Origin of the sequence: Xenorhabdus taiwanensis, assembly GCF_036512875.1 — a bacterium.
GTDB classification, from domain to species: Bacteria; Pseudomonadota; Gammaproteobacteria; order Enterobacterales; family Enterobacteriaceae; genus Xenorhabdus; species Xenorhabdus taiwanensis.
On record NZ_AP028978.1, the window covers coordinates 704,215 to 728,938 of the forward strand.

Consider the following 24,724-nt stretch of genomic DNA (forward strand, 5'->3'; position numbering starts at 1 on the left):
CCTCAGGCACTTAGTTTTCCTTCTTAAGCAGAGTTCGGGGTATTTAATCAACTTTATCTGATCAAAAAGTCGCTGTTATACCTAACCTGAATGTACGACCAGGAGAAGGAATATAACCCACATTAATTGGTTGTATATAATATCTGTCAAAAACATTATCCACAGTAAAATCTGCTATTATATTTTTATTTATAATTAATGAACTTCTAAAATCAACAATTGTTGCTGGTTTATAGTCGACAGGTGCTAACAATGGAGCAGAACCTCGTCCAACTCTAGCGGTTGGTATTGCTCTTTTATCAAAGTACGATATTCGTCCACCAATAGACAGTTTGTTGTTAAGGAACCCTTGATTTACATCTAATGAGTAGCTTTTTTTAGGTGGAATATGGTTTGTTGCATAATCAGATGGAAGGTTTTCATTAACGCATCCTTTTTCTTTTTTACAAAACTCAATATTTATATAGTAATTTGCTGATGCTTTTATTGTAAAATCCTTAATTTTATAGCTTGTTTCCAGTTCAATTCCTTCAAATTTTGCTTTATTGATATTATCAATATGCATTGAAAATTTATCCCATTTCCAGCTACGACTAATATAATTATTAATGTTGGAGTTAAAATAACCTATGCTCAAATTTAATTCATCATTTGCTATTAGATTTTCGAAGCCAAACGCAGATCCTATTTCAATATTTTTCATAGTCTCATGCTGTAGATTATTATCAGCTTTCATAAAAAAGCCATTTGTTCCTTCAACTAATGAAGGAAATCTTGGACTTTGAGAATAACGACTATACAGCATTATCTGTTTTATTGGCCTATATTCAACTCCGAAACTATATCCATAAGCCGTTCCATCCTTAGGAATTGATGGAATATCACCTTTATCTTTTAATGAATAACCTTTATGCTCAAGGGAAGATAATAAATTAATTTTATTGGTTAATTCATACTTCCCATTAACAAAAATACGGTATTCTTGTCTTGTTCCTTCTCGCTGGTGAGGATGTTGAGACCAAAAACCTTTGGCTGGCCCCGTTTTTTCGGTAAGATAACTCCCTCCCAGAAGTACATTTGTTGGTTTATTATACATGTCAAATTCTAAGTTATTAGAAAGATTAACCCCCCATGTATCAGATTTCTTTTCATCACCTAATGTATTTTGTGATGTTTTAGGCCTGTCTTTTAAATCTAAATGCCATAGAGAAAAGTTAAGATCAATTAACGGGTTACTTGATTTCCAATCATAACCTAGTTTATATCTTGCTAAACGAACATAAGCATTTGGTCCTTGTGATACTGAGACCGTAGTTCCTTTATCTATAGTTGTTGTATCTGCAACATATGTTTCACCAAAAGTACTATCATATAGGCTGTAAATAGCACTAACTCTGTGCTCATCATTAATCCATGCACTGGTTTTTAATAAATAAGAACGTGTATTCTCTGATGTATTAGGTACTGCTGCACCTTTAGGATAAATGGTATAACCAGCATCTTGGATAGTTTCGGCTGTTACGGGGCAAGGAGCTATATTGTCATTATCATCATAATATTCATCCGGACATAAATACCCTGGTAGCGTATAATTATTTGTACCAAATCCTTTTTTTCCTGAATGATAGTTCCCCCTGATGCGTTTTGATACGCCAGCTAAAAGCTCGAAATTTTCATCTGCATAAGCAACCACCACACTTCCAGTGTTGTTTTTTCCATTAAATATATTTTCTTTTTTTGGAGATGATTCATCATTCCATGTGTAATTATTATAGTTTGAGTGGTTACTTAAAATACTACCTTTTAGACGTATACCAAAGTTATCACCTGGAATTAATATATCAGCAGGAGATATTGTTTTCATATTTACAGTACCACCTATTCCTGTAATACCAGAACCGCCATAAAATCCTTTTTTTATACCTACTTCACCGATGAAGTCTGGATCAATATAAGTACGGTTAGATACCCCTTGATAGCCCCGATATAAGGCTGTTTGATTTATAGTATCATCCACACTAGTAGAAATTCTTCCTTGACCTTGTAAACCTCGAATATTGACATCTATTGCTCCTGATGATCTAGACTCACCAGATAGAACTCCCGATGTACTTTTAAATATATCAGCAGGATTAATGATTATTTGTTTATTTAATTCCTGACTATCTAGTAATATTTCATTATTCTTCTTTAAGTCTAATGAAGAATAAACATATATAGTATCGCTTGAATGTTCGGTAGTTGATTCATACGCAGCGAAAGAGTAAAGCGGGCTGACTGCGAAAAAAGTTATAAAAAATTGTGGTTTATTCATAAGATTACTACATTTGTTGATAATAATAATTATTATCATTATGCATTAATAATGTTCTTTGAACAACTTATCTTTAGGGTTTTGTGCGGAGCGAGCAGGAGCCAAAATGTCGAATAGTCGAATAGAGGTGGGAAAAATTGGGTTGATGGCAAGGCAAAAAAATAAACCCCATTAATTTTGAATAGAGTTTGTCAGTGGCTTAAGGCGACCAATTAGTCGCCTTTGTGCAAGAGGAAATAGCGAATCGCTTAAGATTACAGCAGATCAGCAATCATGCTTTCAAGTTTGCCTTGGTCTACTGCAAACTTACGGATACCTTCTGCCAGTTTTTCAGTTGCCATTGCATCCTGGTGGTGGTGCCAGTAGAACTCAGCTTCAGTCATTGGCGCTGGACGTTCTTTGGTTTCGCCTTCGTAACCCAGTTTGCGCTCAACTTCACCTTCTGTCTCAGACAGTTCTTTCAGCAGTGCTGGAGAGATTGTCAGGCGGTCACAGCCTGCTAGTTCCAGAATTTCACCTGAGTTACGGAAACTTGCACCCATAACAACCGTGTTGTAACCGTGCTCTTTGTAGTATTGATAAATTTCAGTAACAGAAATTACACCTGGATCTTCATGCGGTGCAAATTCTTGTTTGCCGCTATTTGCTTTGTACCAGTCAAGGATACGGCCAACAAATGGAGAAATCAGGTAGACACCGGCTTCTGCACAAGCACGTGCCTGAGCAAAGGAGAACAGCAGAGTCAGGTTACAGTTGATGCCTTCTTTTTCCAGTTGTTCCGCAGCACGGATACCTTGCCAGGTGGAAGCCAGTTTGATCAGGATGCGATCATTGCTGATGCCCGCTTCGTTGTACAGTTTGATCAGACGTTTTGCTTTCGCCACACTTGCTTCGGTGTCATAAGACAGGCGTGCATCAACTTCAGTGGAGATACGGCCAGGGATCAGCTTCAGAATTTCCAGACCAATGTTGACGGCCAGTTTATCGCCGGCATCAATAATTTGTTGTTCACGGGAATCGCTTTGACCACGCGCCCATTCAACAGCTTCATCGATCAGTTGGCGATATTCTGGAATTTGAGCTGCATTCAAAATCAGGGAAGGGTTAGTGGTCGCATCTTGCGGCTGATACAGTTTCATCGCCTCGATATCCCCGGTATCTGCTACTACTGTTGTCAGTTTACGCAGGGAAGTCAGTTTATCGGTCATGTTTAATATCTCATCGTTATACGTAAAATCTTTGGCAACGTTGCCTCGCCATCTTGTGATAATAACATGGTCAAGCGCGGCTGTAAGGTAGGAAAATTCTATCGCTGAGATTCTCCTCTTTTTGTCTTTTTTGCTAAAGTGAGGAAAGTCTGGATTATTAGGAAAGAATAATGCTTATTACCATTTCACCGGCGAAAACACTCGATTATGCAAGTCCACTTGCAACAGAAAAGTTGAGCCAACCACTGTTATTGGCAGAATCTCAACAACTAATTGAGATTTGCCGTACTTTAACTCCCGCGCAAATCGGCAGTTTGATGAGTATTAGTGATAAATTGGCGGGATTGAATGCTACTCGTTTTGCAGAATGGCAGCCCGATTTCACGCCAGAAAATGCCCGTCAGGCGATTTTGGCATTTAAAGGTGATGTTTATACCGGTATGCAAGCTGAAACTTTTTCTGCTGACGATTTTGATTTTGCCCAAACACATTTAAGAATTCTATCTGGCCTGTATGGAGTTTTGCGTCCTCTCGACTTGATGCAGCCTTATCGTTTGGAAATGGGAATTAAGCTGGAAAATCCACGCGGTAAAGATCTGTATCAGTTTTGGGGTGATTGTATTACTGAAAACTTAAATGCAGCACTGAAACAACAAGGTGATGATGTTCTGGTGAATCTGGCATCAGATGAGTATTTCAAATCGGTGAGCACCAAAAAGCTGGCAGCCAGGATTATCAAACCTGTTTTTCTGGATGAAAAAAATGGCAAATACAAGGTCATTAGTTTCTATGCTAAAAAAGCCCGTGGCCTGATGAGCCGTTTTATTATTCAGAACCAATTGACCGATCCAGCACAACTGGTGGAGTTCAATTTGGAAGGGTATACTTTTGATGAATCTCTCTCTAAGGGAGATGAATTGGTGTTTAAGCGTTCTGAGCAGAATTAGTTTCTTATTGTAACCAATTTTTGGTATTAAAGCCTAGTATGGAATCACTCCACCTATAAATGGGTGGAGTGATAAGTGACGCGTTATTTCGATGATTTTTACATCAAAAATTCACGTAACGTTGAGAAGTCAGCGGGCATAAAGTGGGATAATAAGTCCAGATCTGCGCGTTCAGCTAACGCTTGTGGTAGGGACAATCGTTGGTCGAGAGTTGCTTCGACGCTTTCTTTAAATTTGGCTGGATGCGCAGTACCCAGAAACAAGCCATATTCCCCTTCTTGTAATTGATCACGTAAAACACGGTAAGCGACGGCAGCATGTGGTTCGGAAATATAGCTTTTTGCCGCCAGTTCACGCATGGTACTTTGGGTGGTTGCGTCATCCACAACACCATTTGCCAGTTCACTCAGTGCCCAGCCTTTGCGTTTAAACAGTTCTTCAATGCGCGGCCAGTTATTGGGCTGGCTGACATCCATGGCATTGGACAGCGTCGGAATGGTCTGATGTGGCAGCCATTTGCCTTCTGCTAAATAACGAGGAACGGTGTCATTAACATTGGTTGCCGCGATAAAACGTTTTACCGGCAATCCCAGCGATTTTGCCAGTAATCCCGCGGTTAAATTACCGAAATTGCCGCTTGGGACGGAAATAACTAATTGTTCACGTTTTTCTGCTGGGATCTGCGCAACCGCTTCAAAGTAATAACAGATTTGTGCCAGCAGGCGGCTGATATTAATTGAGTTAGCTGAGTTGAGATGTAAAGCCTGTTTCAATTCTTCGTCATCAAAAGCCTGTTTGACTAATGCCTGACAAGCATCGAAATCATCCTTGATAGCAACCGTATGGATATTGCCGCCCAGAGTACAAAAGAGTTTTTCCTGCAAGGGACTGATTTTGCCTTCGGGATAAAGGATCACAACCTGTACGTTATTCAAGCCATAGAAAGCATGGGCAACTGCGGCGCCGGTATCACCGGATGTTGCAGTCAAAATAGTGACAGGCTGGTCTCCTGCAATCTGGGCAAGAATTTGTGCCATGAATCGGCCACCAAAGTCTTTGAACGCCAGTGTCGGGCCGTGATAAAGCTCCAGTGAAGCGATGTCATCTTCGACAATCGCTACAGGGGCAGGGAAGGCAAACGCATCTTTTACACGGGCAGCCAATTGTTCTGTGGGAATCTCGTCGCCAATAAAAGCGGAGAGAATGCGCTGGCTGCGGCTGACAAAATCCAATTGCAATAAGTCATCAATTTCATTACGGCTGAATTCTGGCAAATCCTGTGGAAAAAAGAGGCCTTGCTGTTTACCTAGCCCTTGTTTTACCGCTTGTGAAAAACTGACCTGCTCGCTGTTATCTTTTAAGTTATATAATTTCATGGTTACTTTACCTGTCGTGCGCCTGCGAGATCCAGACGGCAAATGTGTACAAAGCCTTCATCATTCTGTACGTAATGTTGTTGCAGCCAGTGTGCAACCTCTTCAGCTACAGCTTTTTCATTACAAATTGCAAAAAGTGTTGGGCCGGAGCCGGAAATGCCGCACGCCAGCGCCCCTAATTTTTTGACTGCATCGCGTGCATTGGCAAATCCCGGTAAGAGTTGTGCGCGATAAGGTTCTGCCACAACATCTTGCATTAATTTGGCAGCCAGTGCTGATTGCTGGGTATGGCAGGCATGGATAAAACCAGCAAAGTGACGTCCGTGCTCAATGATGTCCTTGCGGGCATAGTGATTGGGCAGGATGGCACGGGCTTCTGCCGTCGATACTTTGATACCCGGATAAGCCATCACCCACAGCCAATCATCAAATGTAGGGACAGGCAGACAGGGGGTATCTTCCTGAGATAATATCAATTGCAATCCTCCCAAATAGCAGGGAGCGACATTATCATAATGAACACCACCGGAAATGCGCCCTTCTAATTCTCCCATCATGTCCAGCAACTGGTGTTGGTTAAATGGTCGGCCTGCATATTCATTCAATGCCACTAAACCGGCAACGACAGAACAGGCACTGGAGCCTAATCCCGAACCGATAGGCATATTTTTCTCTAGTGTCATGGCAACGGGCAGTTCTTTTCCCAACCGTTGACAAAAAAGCTGCCAGCATTGGTAGACAATATTTTGTTTGGGATCGGCAGGTAATTTGCCAACAAATTGCCCTTTATTATTCAGGATGAAACTTTCAGCTTCACTTACGGAAACACAATCTCCAAGTAACGAACCATCAATGGGAGAAACTGCTGCGCCAAGCACATCAAATCCGACGCCAACGTTCCCGATAGAGGCAGGCGCATAAACCCTGATAACCATTAAACCCCCAATTTCCATGACAGAGTGCGTAATATATCAGCAAAAACGCCGGCTGCCGTTACATCATTTCCTGCGCCATAACCCCGCAATACCAGCGGAATGGGTTGATAATAACGGGTGTAGAAAGCCAGAGCATTTTCGCCATTTTTGACTTTATAAAGTGGATCATTGCCATCAACAGAGACAATTTTCACTGTACAACGGCCTTGTTCAATTAAGCCAACATAACGCAAGACTTTCCCTTGCTCTGCGGCTTGTTCCGCACGTTGGCTAAATTCCTGATCCAGTTGCGGTAAACGTTGCAGGAAACTGTCAACTTCGCCACTGGCGTCGAACGATATGGGTAAAACGGGTTCGACATGAATATCTTCCAGTTCCAGTTCCAGTTCATAACCCGCCTCACGCGCTAAAATCAGCAGCTTTCGGGCAACATCCATGCCAGAGAGATCATCGCGTGGATCAGGTTCAGTAAAGCCTTTCTCTTTGGCCAGCATGGTCGCTTGTGACAGCGTCATACCTTCATCCAGCATACCGAAAATATAGGATAGGGAACCCGACAGGATGCCACTGAACTGCACTAATTCATCACCGGCATTAAGCAGATTTTGTAAGTTTTCGATAACAGGCAATCCAGCCCCTACGTTAGTGTCATACAGGAACTTACGTTTCGATTTCTCTGCGGCCTGACGGATTTGGTGATAATAAGTCATTGATAAAGTATTGGCTTTTTTATTGGGTGTGACAACGTTAAAGCCATCGCTGAGGAAGCTCGTATACTGTTCCGCAATCGACTGATTGGAAGTACAGTCCACAATGACTGGATTCAGGAGATGGTACTCTTTCTCAAGGCGGATCAGACGACTCAGGCTAAATGGCTCAGTGGCTTCTGAGAGTGCCTGCTGCCAGTTATCCAGATTGATGCCTTGCACGTCAGTCAATAAAGCGCGGGAATTGGCAATACCACAGACGCGCAAATCGATATGTTTCTGTTTGAGCCAGATTTGCTGACGACGTATTTGCTCGATCAACGCACTGCCTACCCCCCCCACACCGACAACAAAGACCTCAACAACTTGAGCGGTGTTAAACAACATTTGATGGCAGAGACGAACCGCCGTAGTCGCGGCATCATTTTCAATGACGGCGGAAATGGAACGTTCGGAAGAGCCTTGCGCAATGGCAATGATGTTGATATTGGCGCGTGTTAATGCGGAGAAAAAGCGGGCAGAAGTCCCTGGCTGAGTGCGCATACCATCGCCAACGACAGAAATAATAGCAAGATTATCGATAGCGTCGATGGGGTCAAGTACACCGTCTTTCAGCTCCAGATAAAATTCTTCTGTCAGTGCCTTCTGTGCTTTTACCAATTCTTTTTGTGGTACACAGAAGCTGATGCTGTATTCTGACGAGGACTGCGTGATTAATACAACGGAAATACCTTTGCGTGACATGACAGAAAAGATCCGCGCCGCCATTCCGACCATACCTTTCATGCCAGGGCCGGAAACGTTGAACATTGCCATATGATCCAGATTGGTAATGCCCTTAATCGGCATGTTCTGGTCTTTTTGCCCATCATCAATGAATGCATCGCCAATAAAAGTACCTGGTGCATCACGATTGGCTGTGTTTTTTATCAGGCAAGGAATTTGAAATTGGGCAATCGGAGCGATAGTACGGGGATGAAGGACTTTCGCACCGAAATAAGACAATTCCATCGCTTCTTGATATGACAGGCTTTTCAGTAAGCGCGCATCTTTCACCGCTCTTGGATCACAAGTATAAACACCATCTACATCCGTCCAGATTTCACAACAATCGGCACGCAGACATGCTGCCAATACTGCGGCTGAATAGTCAGAGCCGTTGCGTCCCAACACAACCAATTCGCCATTTTCATTGCCCGCAGTGAAACCAGCCATCAGGATGATGTGGTCAGCAGGAATATTGAGTGCCGCAATGCGTTTGGAAGATTCATGGATATCAACGGTGGATTCGAGGCAATGCCCATGTGCCAAAAGGTTTTTGACCGGATCAATGACAGTCACTTTATGACCACGAGCCTGTAGCACGGACTCCATGATGGCAACTGACAGTTTTTCACCACGACAGATCAGAGATGCATTAATGCTATCTGGGCATTGTTTTAACAAAGAAATGCCGTGTAGAGTCTGTTTAAGGCTGGCCAGCTCACGTTCTACTAGCCCTTTCAGGCGTTCATAATCAAACCTTGGTTGTTGCTTTTTCAATCCTGACAGCAAATCAGCAAAGATTTGGCTGGCATCGCTCATATTGGAAACAATATCTTGCCCTGCAACCGTTTTTTCGATCATCGCCACCAGATGGTTTGTAATTTTTGCCGGTGCAGAGAGTACTAAGGCAACTTGCCCAAGGGATAACTCATTCTCGGCGATATCTGCAACACTCAGTACACGTTGGTGATTCGCAACTGAAGTTCCGCCAAATTTCAATACTCGCATTAATGTTCTTCTCCTGATTTCTGTCCAAAAAAAAGCCCGTATCTTGTGGGATACGGGCTCATTGTTGTTTTATGTGTATGCGTCAGCCCGCACCGCAACTCATGGTTCCGGTGGTAATCGTGGTTGTAGTAATGGTTATAGAGGTGTTTGCAAGAACCATTTTTTTCGGGCTGATGTGATGCATAGTTTCCTGTCTGTCTTTTTAATTCGCTTGACCCCCTATTGGTTAAAGTAAATTGTGGTCAATGTCAAATGTTTTTTATGGTGAAAGAAGGAAAAAACGTCATTTTTCGTATCGAAAGTATTCAAAATATAACCCAAATGACAAATCATTATTTGGTTAGTCAGCTTATTTAATAGCATTTAATTTTACAAAAAACATATTTTGTAATTATTTTGTCTTTATGATAAAAACGTGTCATCTGGATATTTCAGTGTCGAGCGAATCCCTCTTCAAGCATTCACGATATTGAAACATTTTTTAACATAATTTATTCAAGTTAATAACAAAAGACCCAAATTAAAATTAACAATTACAATTAATGTTAACGTGCTACAATTGATTTTGATATGTATCAACAAAAGTTAGTTTTTTTAGAAGGCAAATGCATTACTAGCTGTTATATTGCTGTTAATAGACTAATATAGAAGCCTCGTTTAAATCGGGTATGTACCCTCTAGGAAAGCGACGCTAGCTTTTAGCGTAAAACATATCAAAACGTTTATTTCGGGCATAAGCTGGTTTTCTGTCATTCAGAACAAGATCAGCATATTTTCTTTTAATAATAACAGCTTGTGTCATACGGATTCTGTTTTTTAGCGATTTTAGGTAGCAACCATGCAAACCCCGCACATTTTGATTGTTGAAGACGAAATTGTCACACGCAATACCCTTAAGAGTATTTTTGAGGCCGAAGGGTATGTTGTTTATGAAGCCAATGATGGTTCAGAAATGCACAACATTCTGTCAGATAACGATATCAATTTAGTCATTATGGATATCAATTTGCCAGGTAAAAATGGCTTACTGCTTGCCCGTGAATTACGTGAGCAGGCAAATGTTGCATTGATGTTCTTAACCGGCCGTGATAATGAAGTGGACAAAATTCTTGGTCTCGAAATCGGTGCTGATGATTATATAACTAAGCCATTTAACCCACGTGAATTAACCATCCGTGCTCGTAATTTGCTGTCGCGGACAATGAACCTGAGTCATCCAGGAGAAGAACGTCGCCAAGTTGAAAGTTATAAGTTCAATGGATGGGAGCTGGATATCAATAGCCGCTCTTTGGTTAGCCCGATGGGAGATCATTACAAACTGCCACGTAGCGAATTCCGTGCGATGCTTCATTTCTGTGAGAATCCAGGAAAAATCCAAACCCGTGCAGAATTGTTGAAAAAAATGACGGGCCGCGAACTGAAACCTCACGATCGTACTGTTGATGTGACTATTCGCCGTATTCGTAAACACTTCGAGTCGACACCAGATACTCCAGAAATCATTGCGACCATCCACGGTGAAGGTTACCGTTTCTGTGGTGATTTAGAAGAATGATTGATACCTTTTTATAGGTATACATGCTACATAGCATCTCTGTCAAAAGCCCCGTATGTCTTATGGCATCGAGGCTTTTCTTTTAGTCGGTGCTTGCCTCAGTGATGAAGTTATTCACTCTTTCCACGGCATAATCGGTACAGCACTGATTGCATTTTTAGGGGAACCATCGATCATTTTGTCAGAATAAGTTAAATAAATTAGCGAATTACGATTTGGATCATAGAAGCGTACAACCTGCAATTTTTTAAATACCAAAGAAGTGCGTTTCTGGAAGACAACTTGTCCTTTCTTAGGGGATTTCTTTATCTTATCAGCCAATTCAATCGGGCCAACTTGCTGACAGGATATGGCTGCATCAGATGTATCTTCTGCTAATCCCAATCCTCCCTTAAACCCGCCAGTTTTGGCTCTGCTCAGATAACAGGTGACATTTTTAACGTCAGGATCATCAAAGGCTTCTATCACTATCTTGTTATCAGGGCCAAAAAGTTTGAACACCGTGTCAACAGAACCGATCTCTTCAGCATGCAAAGCCGCAGGAGAAAAGAGTAAGGTCGCGGCTATCACTATTTTCTTCATTGTTGCCATATATAGTCCAATTGAATTAAATAAATACAGTGAAAATATCTATCATTCACATATAATGTAACGCAATGAATTTAGTTAAATCATTTCCAATGTGAATGTATCTGTGATGGAAAATCAGAGCATTATAGCTGAATATGCCCCCAGGACGAGTAAGTAATGGTCTTTAAAAAGTTATGCCATGGGAATTAGTCCAACATCCAGCACATCAGCAGTAAATATATTTTTCCTTATAATTCATATCATTGGCTTATTTATCAAGACAATGCTTGACATATTACCAATTCTGCTATTAATTTATTCCAAGCAAAAACTTGTTTAATTTATTGAGAGTTTGTTGATTACATCAATGTAACAATCAATATGCCTGATGGAATCATCCTGGCATAAGTTGTTTACATTTATATGATTTTCTTTTTGTCTTAATGACTGAGGGAGATGTATGGATCAAACCAACATCATTCGTGACTTGCTGCATTGGGTGGATAATAATCTGGATCGTCCATTGTCTCTTGATAACGTTGCAGCAAAAGCAGGTTACTCCAAATGGCATTTGCAGCGTATGTTCAAGGAAGTAACAGGCCAGGCAATAGGTTCTTATATCCGTGCGAGAAGATTGTCCAAAGCTGCTGTTGCATTACGTTTAACCAGCCGTCCTATCTTGGATATTGCCTTGCAATATCGCTTTGATTCTCAGCAAACTTTCACAAGAGCTTTCAAAAAACAGTTTGACCGAACGCCAGCAGCCTATCGCCGCAGCGAAGAGTGGTGCGCAAAAGGAATATGTCCTCCTATCTTGCTGGATAATAAACCACTGCCAGAGCACAAATTTGTCACGTTGGAAGAGAAATCGCTTATTGGCACTGAGCACACGTGCAGTTACACGCTTGAGCAGTGGTCAGAAGATTGCAAGAATATGCGTCATGAGTTTTGGATTAACTATCTACAAGATGCGGAAGTATTACCACCGAGACTTTATGGATTACACCATACGATCCCTTGTATGGAGAGTGAAGATGAACAGACAGTGTTCTATACCACAGCCATAGAACCAGAATATGCTACCTTTGATACCAAAGATAGCCGTCCAGTCGCCTTACCAAGTGGAGATTATATTTCATTTAGTTATTTTGGTGATAAAGAGCAGTTACAAGAGTTTCTCTTTACCGTTTATGGCGTCTGTTTGCCTACACTCAACATAACTCGCAGAAAGGGATACGATATCGAGCGATATTACCTCACCAATCTTGAATGGAAAAATCTTGGGGATGAGACACAAAATCATGTTGTGGAATTTGAGTATCTCATCCCAATTGAACGTTAACCTTGTAATTCATCCAGAGTGGGCATATCCAGATGAGTGATATCGCCCGTTGTTTCAACTATCCAACCTGGGGCCAGCCACGGGCTATCCTGATAATCCACCCGTGAGATGGAACAGTTTCTCAACCGTAGACGGCGTTCTGAGTTAGCAGGAAGGCCCAGAATAGAGCAGATCAAACCGACGAGAGCTATTCCATGACTGACCAAAAGTGGACGGCTACCCGCAGGCAGGTTAAGGCAATTTTCCAGAGCGGCCCGCATACGGGTGGATACTTCATGCATCGATTCACCTTCTGGGATCCGTCCATTTGGTGTACCATCAACAAGACTTTTACGCCAAGATTCTTCTTCTGGTGTAAGAGACGTTAGTTCGCGATTTTCCAGAACGCCCATATTTAACTCCCGCAGGCGTGGTTCCAGTATGACGTCACAGCCACAGGCTCTCGCGATGATTTCTGCTGTTTGGCGTGTCCGACCAAGGTCACTGGTGATAATATGGGTAATGTTTTCTGATTTAACTCTCTGTGCGACCAGGTGAGCTTGGCGCCGACCAGTTTCAGTCAAAGGACTGTCAGATTGCCCCTGAATCCGACGAGCCACATTCCATTCGGTTTCGCCATGACGAACAAGATAGACCTGTAACATAGTTATTTTCCGTTATACTGCATCATGAAATAATTCAAAGGATAATTTATTTATATGTACCACGTTATTGCAGCAACAACTAACCCTGCGAAGATAAAAGCGATTAGTCTTGCATTCGATGATGTTTTTGGCCCAGGCACTTACCACATAGAAGATGTTAATGTAGACAGTAGTGTACCTCAACAACCCATTGGTAATACTGAGACTCGTACAGGTGCTCGTCATCGTGTTATGGCTGCTCGTCAGGTTCGGCCTGAAGCTGATTTCTGGGTTGGAGTTGAAGCAGGAATTGAAGATGATATGACGTTTGCCTGGATGGTCGTTGAACATAAACAAATTCGGGGAGAATCGCGTTCTGCTAGCCTGATGTTGCCAGAAAAAGTCCTGGAAGGCATTCGTAAAGGACGCGAACTTGGCCATGAAATGGCGGATGTCACTGGCGTCGATAATATCAAGCAGAAAGGTGGGGCGATTGGCTTTTTTACCCATGGTATTCTGACGCGTACCAGCGTTTATCATCAAGCTCTGATACTGGCTCTGGTGCCTATTCATCATGAAATTTACAAAGAGTCGAATAACTAATCTTAACCGTGCGTCGTTGTTTGGGGGCGCGATTGGACGGCCCCCGCTGCATTATTTAATTTGTTATTTTATCGTGGTTATTGTCAATCAGTTATTAACTGATTTTCCAGCCATTTCTTAACATGAGCCGGTGCGTTCTTTAAGCTATTGGAACCACGTGTAATTGTCGCAATACCAACGCCCAGCTCATTTTTCAGTTCGCGCTGGTTCATTTGCCCACGCATCAATTCCTGAATAATCCGAACCCGAGTTGATAAAGCGGTACGTTCATCGGGTGTCAATAATAGCTGCAAAATAGAATGTTGCAAATTTTGTTCAAATGCTATTTTTAACAACTCAACAAAAGTGAGCCAGTCATCACCATCTTCCGGGGAAAGCGCCGGATCAATCAAATGATTTTGTGCCATAATTAACCACCATACTATTCAACTAGTACAGTAGCATACCATATTCATCTTAAATTAATAACGTCTTTGCCATTCCGCATTTGTCAGCACATTTGGCATTTTCCCCATAAAATGATGGTAGAACATGTCGTAGGCAAGAACATTTTTGACATAAGAGCGTGTTTCTGCAAAAGGAATGCTCTCAATAAAGGCGATGGGATCGATGTTCCCAGTGGTGTTAGCTAACCAACGTTCAACATTTGCAGGGCCGGCATTATAAGCAGCACTGGCAAGAATACGGTTATTGTCAAAACGCTGATAGACTGACTCCAGATAAGCGGTGCCAATTTTAATATTTGTAATCGGGTTCATTAATTGATTACTGCTGACATAACCCTGAATTTTCTCATTCTTCACGGTATGTTCGGCGGTTTTTGGCATGATCTGCATTAATCCACTGGCTCCTTTGGAAGAACGGGCCTGTGGGTTCCAGGCACTTTCCTGACGGGCAATTGCCATTGCATAACTTTGTGAAATATTTTTATCTGACGTGAAGTTTGCAAATTCTTTTTGCCACGCCATTGGGAAACGCTCTTCAAGGTGATCCCACATTTTTCCCACAATGGCCGCTTGTACACTGAATGCGGGCCAGTGTTGCTCAAATGCATAACGAGCTAACTGCTCTTGTTTCACCCGATCTTGTGAGGAAACCAGAAGGAGCCATTCTGAGCGGGCCTGATTATCCATATTCCAATACAGCAACTCCCGGATACGTTTAATTGCTGGCATATTGGCAATGGAACGATCAGGCCTCTCTGATTTATTGATGGTCAGAGGATAAGAAATATGTAATTTCTGGGCTGCCACCATGGGATAAAAACCACGATGTTCGGTTAGCTTACGTAATATCGCCTTGCTTTCTGCGTTTTTCCTTTGATTGAGCAGAATAATAGCACTCCAATATTGCCACTCATCTTGCTGCAACGTTTTTTGCGGCAATAACGAAATCCATCTTTCAAGCCCAGAATGATCGCCATCCCTCAATGCTAAACGAGCACGTCTCTCAATCAATTTGATAGAGTGTGAATCGCGAATGGTATCATCCCGCCATTTTGCCTGTTCTGGTGTAATGTCCCCCATCAATTGCCAGGCGACGATATCTTTTAATTGCTGTCGTTCGGTGTTATTCATCTTTTGTGAGCGGACAAGTGTAGGGATGCTTACTCTGGCAAGTTCAGCATTTATGCGGGCAAATCGGGAAAAGTTTGTGATGATAACTGCGCGGGTGAAGTCGGTTGGTGTGGCAGTTGTGGCAAATTGTTCAATTAACGCTGGATCATGTTGCAGCTTCAGTAAATTCGTACTCAAGCTTTGATAACGTAATGGCAAGCGTTTGGCAAGATAGGTAACAAGTGTGGTGTTATTGGCTTTTATTGCCAATTCGATACGCTGCAAAATTAAATTTGCAGACAGGTATCCAGCCTGATCCCAGGCAGTGAGCAGTTTATCGCAACTATCAGGTAATGAGTTGCCATTGAGCCAAATTTCTTGGGCACCTTGCCAGGCGACTTGCTGGTGTCCCGTGGCCCATTGCGCAAAGTAATAATCGCAGCGTTCTGCAACTGTCTTTGGCGGGTTGGGGCTGAATGCCAGGATGCCGCTCCAGTCACCTTTGTTTGCCAGTACACTGATAAACCGAGATGCCAGCGAACGTGCTGGTGGCAGGGTAGGGTGAGTATTAATAAAGTGCTGAATTTGCTGAGGAGTGGTAGTTGCCAGATCCTGAGATAATTGACGATATTCCAGATATGGATACAAGGGATAATTTTTCAGCGTTGGCATCAGACGCGCTACTTCTACCCTATTTTTTGCATCCCATGCCTGCTTTATTTCTTGATATCGTTGACGTTGGGCATCCAGAGAATCAGCATGTGCCGCTCCAGCAACAACAGAAACCATACTCACAGCCATGACGAAATGCTGCCACTTACTCATTGCCACATACCCCTTTGGAAGACTACTATCAGTGTCCAATTGCCCTGTATTTAAATGCTCTGTTCAGGTGCGTTGTTCAAGTAAATTGTCAAGATGTTATGTAATTATAATCATATTATTGATGTGAGTTATTACAATTGTCATACCAAATAGAAAACGCTGAAAAAGTGCTATTTGATAAGAGGATAGGTAAAATAAGCATCCAAACTCGATAAACGCAAACGTTTTTTAAAATTTCTTGATTAATCAAAAGGTAAACGACATTGGCTCAATATGTTTATAGTATGCATCGGGTAGGAAAAGTTGTTCCTCCTAAAAGGCATATTCTGAAAAATATTTCTCTGAGTTTTTTCCCTGGAGCAAAAATCGGTGTTCTCGGCCTCAATGGTGCCGGTAAATCTACTTTATTGCGCATTATGGCGGGTATTGATAAAGATATTGAGGGAGAAGCGCGTCCACAACCGGGTATTAAAATCGGCTATCTGCCGCAAGAACCTAAGCTTAATCCTGAACACACTGTTCGTGAAGCTGTAGAAGAAGCTGTTAGCGAAGTTAAAAATGCTCTGACTCGTCTTGATGAAGTTTATGCTGCTTATGCTGATCCAGATGCGGATTTCGATAAGCTGGCAAAAGAGCAAGGTGATCTGGAAGCGATTATCCAATCCCATGACGGGCACAATCTGGACAATCAGCTTGAGAGAGCGGCTGATGCTTTGCGTCTGCCTGCATGGGAGGCGAAGATTGAACACTTGTCCGGTGGTGAACGCCGTCGAGTGGCAATTTGTCGCCTGTTGTTGGAAAAACCAGACATGCTGCTGCTTGACGAACCCACTAACCACCTTGATGCTGAGTCTGTTGCATGGCTGGAGCGCTTCCTGCACAATTACGAAGGCACAGTGGTTGCGATCACCCACGACCGTTACTTCCTTGATAACGTTGCTGGTTGGATCCTGGAGCTTGACCGTGGTGAAGGTATTCCGTGGGAAGGCAACTACTCTTCATGGCTGGAACAAAAAGATGCGCGTCTGGCACAGGAAGCTGCGTCAGAAGCGGCTCGCCGTAAATCCATTGAAAAAGAACTTGAGTGGATCCGCCAAAATCCGAAAGGACGCCAGGCAAAAGGCAAGGCACGTTTAGCTCGCTTTGAAGAACTGAGTAGCGTTGACTACCAGAAGCGTAATGAAACCAGCGAATTGTTTATTCCGCCTGGTCCACGTTTGGGGGACAAGGTACTGGAAGTCACCAATCTAGCCAAGTCTTATGGTGATCGCGTACTGATCGACAACTTGAATTTTTCTCTGCCGAAAGGGGCGATTGTTGGGATCATCGGCCCGAACGGTGCGGGTAAATCAACGCTGTTCCGTATGTTGTCCGGTCAGGAGCAACCAGATTCTGGCTCAATTACACTGGGTGAAACGGTTAAATTGGCTTCTGTTGAGCAGTTCCGCGATAGCATGGATGACAGCAAAACCGTTTGGGAAGAGGTTTCTGGCGGTCAGGACATTATGCGTATCGGCAACTTTGAAATTCCAAGCCGTGCCTATGTTGGACGCTTTAACTTCAAAGGCGTAGATCAGGGCAAGCGTGTTGGTGAATTGTCTGGTGGTGAGCGTGGTCGCCTGCATTTAGCTAAACTACTGCAAGTTGGCGGTAATATGTTATTGCTTGACGAACCAACCAATGATTTAGACGTCGAAACTTTACGTGCATTGGAAAACGCCCTGCTGGAATTCCCTGGCTGTGCGATGGTTATTTCCCATGACCGTTGGTTCCTTGACCGTATCGCAACACACATCATTGATTATCAGGATGAAGGTAAAGTCACCTTTTTTGAAGGAAACTTCAGCGAATACGAAGATTACAAGAAGCGGACTATGGGGGCGGAAGCACTGGAGCCTCACCGCATTAAATATAAAAAGATCAGCAAGTAAGCCTGCCTGAAAGTAAACCTGATAGAAAAAACGGCCTGATATCAGGCCGTTTTTTTGTTGCTGGTAACTAACTTTTTGTTATTAGTAAACCATTACGACACTAAAACTCGTTGTTCCTGTATAGATTCATAAGTTTTAGTTGCTTTTCCACTTGCTAAAGTGATAACGCTATCCACATGTTGTATCAGGCGTCTATCCTGAGAGGCAATGACAACCGTACCTTTCTGTTGATGAGCAATAAATTTAAAGATATTAACGAACGTCTGAAATGCCTGATGATCTAAATTGCGTGTTGGGTCGTCTGCGAATAAATATTCAGGTCTTCCGACTATGGCTTTCGCCATTGCTGCCAATTGTTTCTCGTTTTCAGACAGTTCTCCTGGATAATAACGGCTTTTATCGCCTAATTTCACAATATCCAGCGATTTTTGCGCGATTTTTTCGGCTTGCTCGCGAGCAAGTGATAATCCATAAGACGTTGATAATAACAAGTTATCTAAGAGAGTGAGTTCACTAAATAAATTGAAATCTTGGAAAATGAACCCACTATTTTCATGATGAAACTTTCCTAACTCCACATCATTCATTAGTTTCAACTTGTTATTATTAATTAATACATCTCCTTGATCTGGTTGTAACATACCCGATGCAATCGACAACACTGTACGGTTAGTCGATGCCTTCGGCCCTGTTATCAAAGTAATTTCACCTGGTATAATAGAAAATGTGATATTTGAAATCATTTCATGATTAACTGTAGCATCAGTTAAACCATATGAAATATTGATAACCTCAATCGATTTAAATTGATTCAAGTTCATATTCTCAACACAATTAGGTTAAAAGATTAAAGCTTTTTCCTTAAACATATGCTGTCTAAATTCATTCGTAATAACACTGATATCCTTATAGTATTATACGAATAAAAATAGTCTATATGCGAAACATCTTCACCAAGGATATACTCATCTTATGTCAATTATTATTTACAATGACTATCTAATAAATGAGATGTTTCTTAGTCTTGGAATAAAAAATCACAAATATTAATGAATTATGCTTAAGGTAACAATAAAAAATAAAAATAGCATAAATCCTTCTATTTTTATTCCACTTTTATAATAAGGGAAAAGTCATTTTATATTCGTTAATAGTTTAATGTTACTTGCCATTACCTCCGTTTTTGATAAAAACACCTGAAATATTTGTGGGTTTGTCAGTAACTAATAAATTTTATATAAATAAATCAATAGACCTGTTCATTTAATGACTTATTTTCCTGTAATTCAAGTCAAAACAGTAAAATTAAAGTATCAAAAAATATTATTATCACAATTTATTTTATTACATTTGTTAAAATAACCAAAGTAAACATTTAACTCATTGTTAAGGTAGGATAATTATAATAAGATAAAGATTACACTGAATAATAAATCACTATCAATTAACCATGATAATAATATAAGTGTAATCTATTTTATATATAAAGGTTGGTTATTCCATTAACATCTGTTGAACTAATTCTACGCAACGTAGAAAACGTTGATCATAATCCGGTGAATTGACACAAATATAATCGATATTATTTGTTTTCAACAAATTTTCAAGCAAATGCTGAAATTCTTTGCGATCTCGCTCGCTGCCTAAACTTCTTAAACCATCTGCAATCCACGGGGTGTTGTTTTCTAAAAGAATCACTAAATCAAAGCGATACTCATCAATCATCGCCTGAACAAAAGGGTGTTCTTTTCCTTCATAGCGTTTGCAAAATGCCTGCGTTGTTACAAAATCAGTATCGATAAACGCAACCTTATTGGCATATTTAACAGCAAAATCAATGTATTGAGCATGGCCTAATGCAATTTTATCGTAATCTGAGTATTGTAAAGCCATTTCATCGCCTCCCAGATGGGAAAATACGTATTCGCGGCCATATTCCCATGCGCTGGTCGTGTTAAACATGTTGGCCAGCTTATTCACTAATGTCGACTTTCCGCTCGATTCTCCGCCAAGAATAGCCACTGTACGTACAAAAAATGGCTTTACTTCTGTAGGGATATATTCCCAGTAACGGAAAGGTGCCTGACGGATTTGGCTACCGCTAATATTCATGAATGAGCGTTGTGGGTCGATAAGCACAGTTTCAACGCCGAAATATTCTTTATAACGAGGGACATCCTGTGCTTCGCTGGAATAGATATAATTAGGGTTGATGCTTTTTGCTGCCAGAAACGACTTGACACTTTGACTCCACGCTTCCCAGCCATTCGGATAAGGTTCCATCCCTTGTTCATCAATTGCATGAATATGAATACTTTTCTGATACTTGAATGTTTGCAGTAACCATCTCAGGCGGTCACTGACAGTAGATTGTTGAGACATTGAACTGTTGATGAATAACTCACGATCACGCACTTCGTCATAACAAAGAACGACATGTAATTCATCAACTTGACTGGATGCTCGTTGAATCAAATAAATGTGTCCAGTATGTAATGGGTAAAATTTACCAAACACAACTCCGACAGTTTTCTTTTCCATGGGATATGCTAATCCTAGATATTGATGAAGAGAAGCCAGTTTCTGTGCACTGGGACTTTTTATTTTGGCATTAATAAGTTGGCTTAGATAACCTTTGGTCATTCCACTGGCATCAGCAACTTGCTGTAATGTGTAACCTGCCTGTTTAATCGCCTCTTTCAAATAGTCAAATTGCGCCATAAAACCCCCTCTATGTTTAGCATATTAAACAAGGTAGCATGTTTGTTGTGAAAGGTAAAAATAAAATGGATTGTTTATTGGTTTTTTGGGGTTAAATGCCGTTATCTTGACTATAATAAGTATTTAAAATTGTATAATCGGATATTTATTTTAAATAAAATAACCAAATGCTAAATTAATAGTTAAATAATAAAGAAGAATGACAATAGCGTTTGTTCAATTATTATTGAACAGGTTGTTTGGTTTTATTCGTTATATAAATATTTGCATAACCATTTGTGATTTAAATTTCATCAGCATTTATCATTAATAAATACCAACCTGTGGTAATAATAGAAAAAATTTAGATAATATAGTGATTGACTATTTGATTTTTTATTTAAGTAGAATGAATAAAATATTTCCCCAAAATTCTATAATCCATCTCGTTTGATATGTGATGGCAGGCGAGAAAATATTCCGGCAAATTAGGAAAAATACTTAGATTGCCGTTTAATAGATTTCAAGCAGTAACTTGAAATCTATTGGCTATATAGATCTAAAAGGAATAAAAGATTATTTCTTAATCCAGATCATCCAGAACAGATAACGCATCGGCCAGCTTTTTGACGCCAAATACTTTCATGTCGGGCAGTGATTTTTTCGGCATATTAGCATGGGGCACAATGGCTCGTTTAAAACCGTGTTTAGCAGCTTCTGAAATGCGTTCTTGTCCACTGGGAACGGGGCGAATTTCTCCTGCCAATCCCACTTCTCCAAATACCACCAGATCACGAGGCAGAGGTCGATCGCGAAAGCTGGAAACCAAAGAGAGTAATAACGCCAGATCAGCACTCGTTTCTGTTACTTTTACCCCACCGACGACGTTCACAAAAACATCTTGATCAGCCATTTGTAAACCGCCATGCCGATGCAGGACTGCAAGCAAAATAGCCAGCCTGTTTTGTTCAAGCCCCACGGCTACGCGGCGTGGGTTTGACATCATAGAGTGATCGACTAATGCCTGAATTTCAACGAGCAAAGGACGAGTACCTTCCCAGACAATCATAACCGAACTACCTGAAGTAATTTCATCGCCACGACTCAGGAAAATGGCGGAAGGATTACTGACCTCCCGTAACCCCTGTTCGGTCATTGCGAATACACCTAGCTCATTAATGGCACCAAAGCGGTTTTTATGGCTGCGCAGGGTGCGGAAACGGGAATCAGCTTCACCATCCAGCATGACGGAACAGTCTATACAGTGTTCGAGCACCTTGGGACCAGCCAACGTGCCATCTTTTGTCACATGCCCAACCATGATAATGGCAACACCACGGGTTTTGGCAAACCGTGTCAGGTAGGCTGCGGTTTCCCTGACTTGTGCAACACTGCCTGGTGACGATTGAATATCAGCCATGTGCATGACCTGAATTGAATCAATCACCATAAGTTTAGGTTGTTCTTGCTCTGCAATCAGACAAATCTGCTCAATGCTGGTTTCCGATAGCATATTCAGTTGATCTGTCGGCAAACCCAACCGGTGCGCTCGCATCGCCACTTGTTGTAATGACTCTTCCCCGGTTACATACAGGGTTTTCATCTGGGTTGATAGTTGGCACATGGTTTGTAAAAGCAGGGTACTTTTCCCCGCACCGGGGTTACCGCCAATCAAAATGGCACTACCAGGAACCACACCACCACCGAGAACTCGGTCAAATTCTTTAAATCCTGTTGAAAAACGGGGCAGCTCTTCCAGACTGATATCCGAAAGTTTCTGTATCTTACTGATACCGGCATTTCCGGCATAGCCACTGAAACGCTCATTACGGGATGATGATGAAGTTGCGGCTAAACGCACTTCTGTAATGGTATTCCATGCGTGACATGCGGTACATTGCCCTTGCCAACGGGGATAATCCGCACCACATTCGTTACAGACAAATGCCCGTTTTGCTGCTTTTGCCACTTCGTACTTCCTCAATATAATAACTTTTGCTAGCGTTCTTCGTGTTTCAAACCACCGCTCAACACACACAGGACGCCCATTAAATCGGCATGGCGGATAGCAACTTTGGCCTGGGCGTAAACTTTTGGTTTAGCATGATAGGCGATCCCCAATCCGGCCTTACGGATCATTTTCAGATCATTGGCACCATCTCCAATAGCGACGGTTTGGCTCAGAGGAATATCCAGTGTTTTTGCCAATTTTATCAGAGTGGTTGCCTTATATTTTGCATCGACAATCGGCCCTTTAACCTTACCGGTCAGTTTGCCATTTTTTATCTCCAGTTGATTGGCTACTGCATCAAAAAGGCGTAGTTGCTGGCGAAGATTATCGGCAAAGAAAGTAAAACCACCGGAGGCAATCGCAACATGCCAATCCAATGATTGTAACTTGCGAACCAGACTGGTTAGCCCTGGCATAAGCGGAAGTGTTTCCATCACTTGCTGCAAGATTGATGCATCGGCACCTGCCAACTGAGCAACCCGCTCGCGCAGACTTTCTGAAAAATCCAGTTCGCCTTGCATTGCCCGCTCTGTGATTTCCGCCACTTTATCACCAACTCCGGCCAGGCGGGCAATTTCATCAATGCATTCAATCTGGATAGCGGTAGAATCCATATCCATCACCAATAAGCCAGGTGAACGGAGGCGAGGGATCTGCCCCAAGGGAACGACATCCAAATGACACTCATCTGCCTGCCGCTTAATGCGAGGCGAAAGGCTGCCGGCAATACGGACAACCTGATAATCATCGATCCGCCATGAAGAAACCACCACAATGGCGGCTCCCAATCGGTGCTGGAACTCACTGATACGCTGTTTATCCAAACCACGCCCATACAGCAACCAGCCGCTATCTCCTGCCCGGTAATCCAGAGGCATGACTTCATCACCACTGAGGGATAAGGGTAATCCGGGCCATTTATGGAGCTCATCCGGTAAGTAGCGATAGGCCAGATTATTAGACATGAATATTGACTCCTGTAATTCCATATAATGTGGTGCAGGCAAAAAACGCTTTTCAAACTATCCTATCATTACCGCATCTGGCAACATGTGCTTTCTGAACATGGGATGAGATAACTATGATAAAAGCCAAGCTAAAAATTAGTCTGCACAAGACGGCGATTATATTAATATGTATAGCACTGCTGGTACTGCTGATGCAGGGAGTTACCTATTTCAGCCGTTCTCAACAACAGGCGCATATGGAGCAATTTGAAGATCTGGCGAAAACACTGGCAAAACAGGTCGCATTCAGCTTGTCTGATTATATGGAGAATGGTAGCAAAGATCTTAATAATAAAAAGATTGTCGCTAACTTAGATTATTTGACTAGCAACAGCCGCATTTTGGATGCCAGTGTTTATCTGGAGAATGGCACACAGATAGCACGAAGTGGTGAACCGATTTCTGTTCGTGAACGATTATCGTTGGAAGGCAAAAAATCCAGTAGTTATTTCAACCAGCAAATTGTTGTACCGATACCAGGAAAAAATTATCCAAAAGGATTTCTTCGCCTGACGCTGGATACGCATCGATTGGCAACCGAGGCTAAGCAGGTCGATAACACAACAAACTTACTTAGGATAATGCTCCTGCTATCTTTGGCGATTGGATTTATTCTGGCTCATAACTTGCTGAAATTGTCTCCTAGCCGCTGGCAACAATCCCCTTATCTGCTGACTGCCAATACCAAACCTTCTGATGAAGCAGAAAGTAAAGCGCAGGATGATGATAACCAACGGTAAT

General features: G+C 41.9%; 19 protein-coding genes and 1 other annotated feature. Of the genes, 6 read left to right on the forward strand and 13 right to left on the reverse strand.

Annotated features, from left to right (window positions below):
- Positions 1-61 precede the first annotated feature (61 nt).
- Both ACE1SE_RS03040 and tal read right to left on the reverse strand, forming a co-directional pair.
- Positions 62-2,314, reverse strand: a complete 2,253-nt coding sequence (locus tag ACE1SE_RS03040; protein WP_374052591.1) for a TonB-dependent receptor domain-containing protein — start codon at positions 2,312-2,314, stop codon at positions 62-64.
- Between the two features lie 254 nt (positions 2,315-2,568).
- The gene (gene tal, locus ACE1SE_RS03045; RefSeq protein ID WP_374052592.1) at positions 2,569-3,522 is read right to left on the reverse strand and encodes a transaldolase; all 954 of its coding nucleotides are present in this window, start codon (positions 3,520-3,522) and stop codon (positions 2,569-2,571) included.
- Between the two features lie 170 nt (positions 3,523-3,692).
- Between tal and yaaA the strand changes: the two genes are divergently transcribed.
- A complete protein-coding gene (gene yaaA, locus ACE1SE_RS03050) occupies positions 3,693-4,469 on the forward strand; it encodes a peroxide stress protein YaaA (RefSeq protein WP_374052593.1) in 777 nt (258 codons plus the stop codon).
- Between the two features lie 98 nt (positions 4,470-4,567).
- Here the strand turns inward: yaaA and thrC are convergent, their stop codons facing one another.
- From thrC to thrA, 3 genes are read right to left on the reverse strand one after another with little or no spacing between them, the layout of a single operon-like run.
- Positions 4,568-5,845, reverse strand: a complete 1,278-nt coding sequence (thrC, locus tag ACE1SE_RS03055) for a threonine synthase (protein ID WP_374052594.1) — start codon at positions 5,843-5,845, stop codon at positions 4,568-4,570.
- Positions 5,846-5,847: 2 nt separating this feature from the next.
- A complete protein-coding gene (gene thrB, locus ACE1SE_RS03060) occupies positions 5,848-6,780 on the reverse strand; it encodes a homoserine kinase (RefSeq protein ID WP_508171977.1) in 933 nt (310 codons plus the stop codon).
- Complete coding sequence (gene thrA, locus ACE1SE_RS03065; RefSeq protein WP_374052596.1) at positions 6,780-9,260, reverse strand: bifunctional aspartate kinase/homoserine dehydrogenase I; 2,481 nt, start codon at positions 9,258-9,260, stop codon at positions 6,780-6,782. Before thrA ends, thrB begins: the two co-directional genes overlap by 1 nt.
- Before the next feature lie 25 nt (positions 9,261-9,285).
- Positions 9,286-9,401 (reverse strand) — a sequence feature (Thr leader region).
- A 697-nt stretch (positions 9,402-10,098) separates the two neighbouring features.
- Between thrA and arcA the strand changes: the two genes are divergently transcribed.
- A complete protein-coding gene (arcA, locus tag ACE1SE_RS03070; protein ID WP_099132715.1) occupies positions 10,099-10,815 on the forward strand; it encodes a two-component system response regulator ArcA in 717 nt (238 codons plus the stop codon).
- 114 nt (positions 10,816-10,929) lie between these two features.
- Here arcA and creA read toward each other — a convergent pair whose 3' ends face one another.
- On the reverse strand, positions 10,930-11,406 hold the full coding sequence (gene creA / locus ACE1SE_RS03075; RefSeq protein WP_374052597.1) for a protein CreA: 477 nt from the start codon (positions 11,404-11,406) through the stop codon (positions 10,930-10,932).
- A gap of 439 nt (positions 11,407-11,845) precedes the next feature.
- Here creA and robA point away from each other — a divergent pair, with 439 nt between their 5' ends.
- A complete protein-coding gene (gene robA, locus ACE1SE_RS03080; RefSeq protein WP_374052598.1) occupies positions 11,846-12,727 on the forward strand; it encodes an MDR efflux pump AcrAB transcriptional activator RobA in 882 nt (293 codons plus the stop codon).
- Here robA and gpmB read toward each other — a convergent pair.
- Positions 12,724-13,371 (reverse strand): 2,3-diphosphoglycerate-dependent phosphoglycerate mutase GpmB, encoded by a 648-nt coding sequence (gpmB, locus tag ACE1SE_RS03085; RefSeq protein WP_374052599.1) that lies wholly within the window; start codon positions 13,369-13,371, stop codon positions 12,724-12,726. The genes robA and gpmB overlap by 4 nt on opposite strands.
- A gap of 54 nt (positions 13,372-13,425) precedes the next feature.
- Here gpmB and yjjX point away from each other — a divergent pair, with 54 nt between their 5' ends.
- Complete coding sequence (gene yjjX, locus ACE1SE_RS03090; protein ID WP_374052600.1) at positions 13,426-13,953, forward strand: inosine/xanthosine triphosphatase; 528 nt, start codon at positions 13,426-13,428, stop codon at positions 13,951-13,953.
- A gap of 83 nt (positions 13,954-14,036) precedes the next feature.
- Here the strand turns inward: yjjX and trpR are convergent, their stop codons facing one another.
- Together trpR and sltY are read right to left on the reverse strand one after the other, a co-directional pair.
- Positions 14,037-14,360: a trp operon repressor gene (gene trpR, locus ACE1SE_RS03095; protein WP_099132710.1), complete on the reverse strand. Its 324-nt coding sequence runs from the start codon at positions 14,358-14,360 to the stop codon at positions 14,037-14,039.
- 54 nt (positions 14,361-14,414) lie between these two features.
- A complete protein-coding gene (gene sltY, locus ACE1SE_RS03100) occupies positions 14,415-16,334 on the reverse strand; it encodes a murein transglycosylase (RefSeq protein ID WP_374052601.1) in 1,920 nt (639 codons plus the stop codon).
- A 263-nt stretch (positions 16,335-16,597) separates the two neighbouring features.
- Between sltY and ettA the strand changes: the two genes are divergently transcribed.
- On the forward strand, positions 16,598-18,265 hold the full coding sequence (gene ettA, locus ACE1SE_RS03105; RefSeq protein ID WP_374052602.1) for an energy-dependent translational throttle protein EttA: 1,668 nt from the start codon (positions 16,598-16,600) through the stop codon (positions 18,263-18,265).
- 92 nt (positions 18,266-18,357) lie between these two features.
- Here ettA and ACE1SE_RS03110 read toward each other — a convergent pair whose 3' ends face one another.
- The 4 genes from ACE1SE_RS03110 to serB all read right to left on the reverse strand — a co-directional run bounded on the left by ACE1SE_RS03110 (position 18,358) and on the right by serB (position 23,941).
- Entirely contained in the window at positions 18,358-19,086 is a 729-nt protein-coding gene (locus ACE1SE_RS03110) for an ATP-binding cassette domain-containing protein (protein WP_374052603.1), read from the reverse strand.
- A gap of 673 nt (positions 19,087-19,759) precedes the next feature.
- Positions 19,760-20,986, reverse strand: coding sequence for a multifunctional transcriptional regulator/nicotinamide-nucleotide adenylyltransferase/ribosylnicotinamide kinase NadR (gene nadR / locus ACE1SE_RS03115; RefSeq protein WP_374052604.1), 1,227 nt, complete (start codon positions 20,984-20,986; stop codon positions 19,760-19,762).
- A 562-nt stretch (positions 20,987-21,548) separates the two neighbouring features.
- Complete coding sequence (gene radA / locus ACE1SE_RS03120) at positions 21,549-22,934, reverse strand: DNA repair protein RadA (RefSeq protein WP_374052605.1); 1,386 nt, start codon at positions 22,932-22,934, stop codon at positions 21,549-21,551.
- 29 nt (positions 22,935-22,963) lie between these two features.
- Positions 22,964-23,941: a phosphoserine phosphatase gene (gene serB / locus ACE1SE_RS03125; protein ID WP_374052606.1), complete on the reverse strand. Its 978-nt coding sequence runs from the start codon at positions 23,939-23,941 to the stop codon at positions 22,964-22,966.
- Positions 23,942-24,057: 116 nt separating this feature from the next.
- Between serB and ACE1SE_RS03130 the strand changes: the two genes are divergently transcribed.
- Positions 24,058-24,723 (forward strand): YtjB family periplasmic protein, encoded by a 666-nt coding sequence (locus ACE1SE_RS03130; protein WP_374052607.1) that lies wholly within the window; start codon positions 24,058-24,060, stop codon positions 24,721-24,723.
- The last annotated feature ends 1 nt before the right edge of the window (position 24,724 follow it).

What these genes read in the sequence shown, in the direction of transcription:
- thrC (WP_374052594.1), bottom strand. Translation starts at nt 5,845, where the DNA reads ATGAAATTATATAACTTAAAAGATAACAGCGAGCAGGTCAGTTTTTCA.
- yaaA (WP_374052593.1), top strand. Translation starts at nt 3,693, where the DNA reads ATGCTTATTACCATTTCACCGGCGAAAACACTCGATTATGCAAGTCCA.
- serB (WP_374052606.1), bottom strand. Translation starts at nt 23,941, where the DNA reads ATGTCTAATAATCTGGCCTATCGCTACTTACCGGATGAGCTCCATAAA.
- trpR (WP_099132710.1), bottom strand. Translation starts at nt 14,360, where the DNA reads ATGGCACAAAATCATTTGATTGATCCGGCGCTTTCCCCGGAAGATGGT.
- thrB (WP_508171977.1), bottom strand. Translation starts at nt 6,780, where the DNA reads ATGGTTATCAGGGTTTATGCGCCTGCCTCTATCGGGAACGTTGGCGTC.
- ACE1SE_RS03040 (WP_374052591.1), bottom strand. Translation starts at nt 2,314, where the DNA reads ATGAATAAACCACAATTTTTTATAACTTTTTTCGCAGTCAGCCCGCTT.
- tal (WP_374052592.1), bottom strand. Translation starts at nt 3,522, where the DNA reads ATGACCGATAAACTGACTTCCCTGCGTAAACTGACAACAGTAGTAGCA.
- sltY (WP_374052601.1), bottom strand. Translation starts at nt 16,334, where the DNA reads ATGAGTAAGTGGCAGCATTTCGTCATGGCTGTGAGTATGGTTTCTGTT.
- arcA (WP_099132715.1), top strand. Translation starts at nt 10,099, where the DNA reads ATGCAAACCCCGCACATTTTGATTGTTGAAGACGAAATTGTCACACGC.
- robA (WP_374052598.1), top strand. Translation starts at nt 11,846, where the DNA reads ATGGATCAAACCAACATCATTCGTGACTTGCTGCATTGGGTGGATAAT.
- creA (WP_374052597.1), bottom strand. Translation starts at nt 11,406, where the DNA reads ATGGCAACAATGAAGAAAATAGTGATAGCCGCGACCTTACTCTTTTCT.
- ACE1SE_RS03130 (WP_374052607.1), top strand. Translation starts at nt 24,058, where the DNA reads ATGATAAAAGCCAAGCTAAAAATTAGTCTGCACAAGACGGCGATTATA.
- gpmB (WP_374052599.1), bottom strand. Translation starts at nt 13,371, where the DNA reads ATGTTACAGGTCTATCTTGTTCGTCATGGCGAAACCGAATGGAATGTG.
- yjjX (WP_374052600.1), top strand. Translation starts at nt 13,426, where the DNA reads ATGTACCACGTTATTGCAGCAACAACTAACCCTGCGAAGATAAAAGCG.
- thrA (WP_374052596.1), bottom strand. Translation starts at nt 9,260, where the DNA reads ATGCGAGTATTGAAATTTGGCGGAACTTCAGTTGCGAATCACCAACGT.
- ACE1SE_RS03110 (WP_374052603.1), bottom strand. Translation starts at nt 19,086, where the DNA reads ATGAACTTGAATCAATTTAAATCGATTGAGGTTATCAATATTTCATAT.
- nadR (WP_374052604.1), bottom strand. Translation starts at nt 20,986, where the DNA reads ATGGCGCAATTTGACTATTTGAAAGAGGCGATTAAACAGGCAGGTTAC.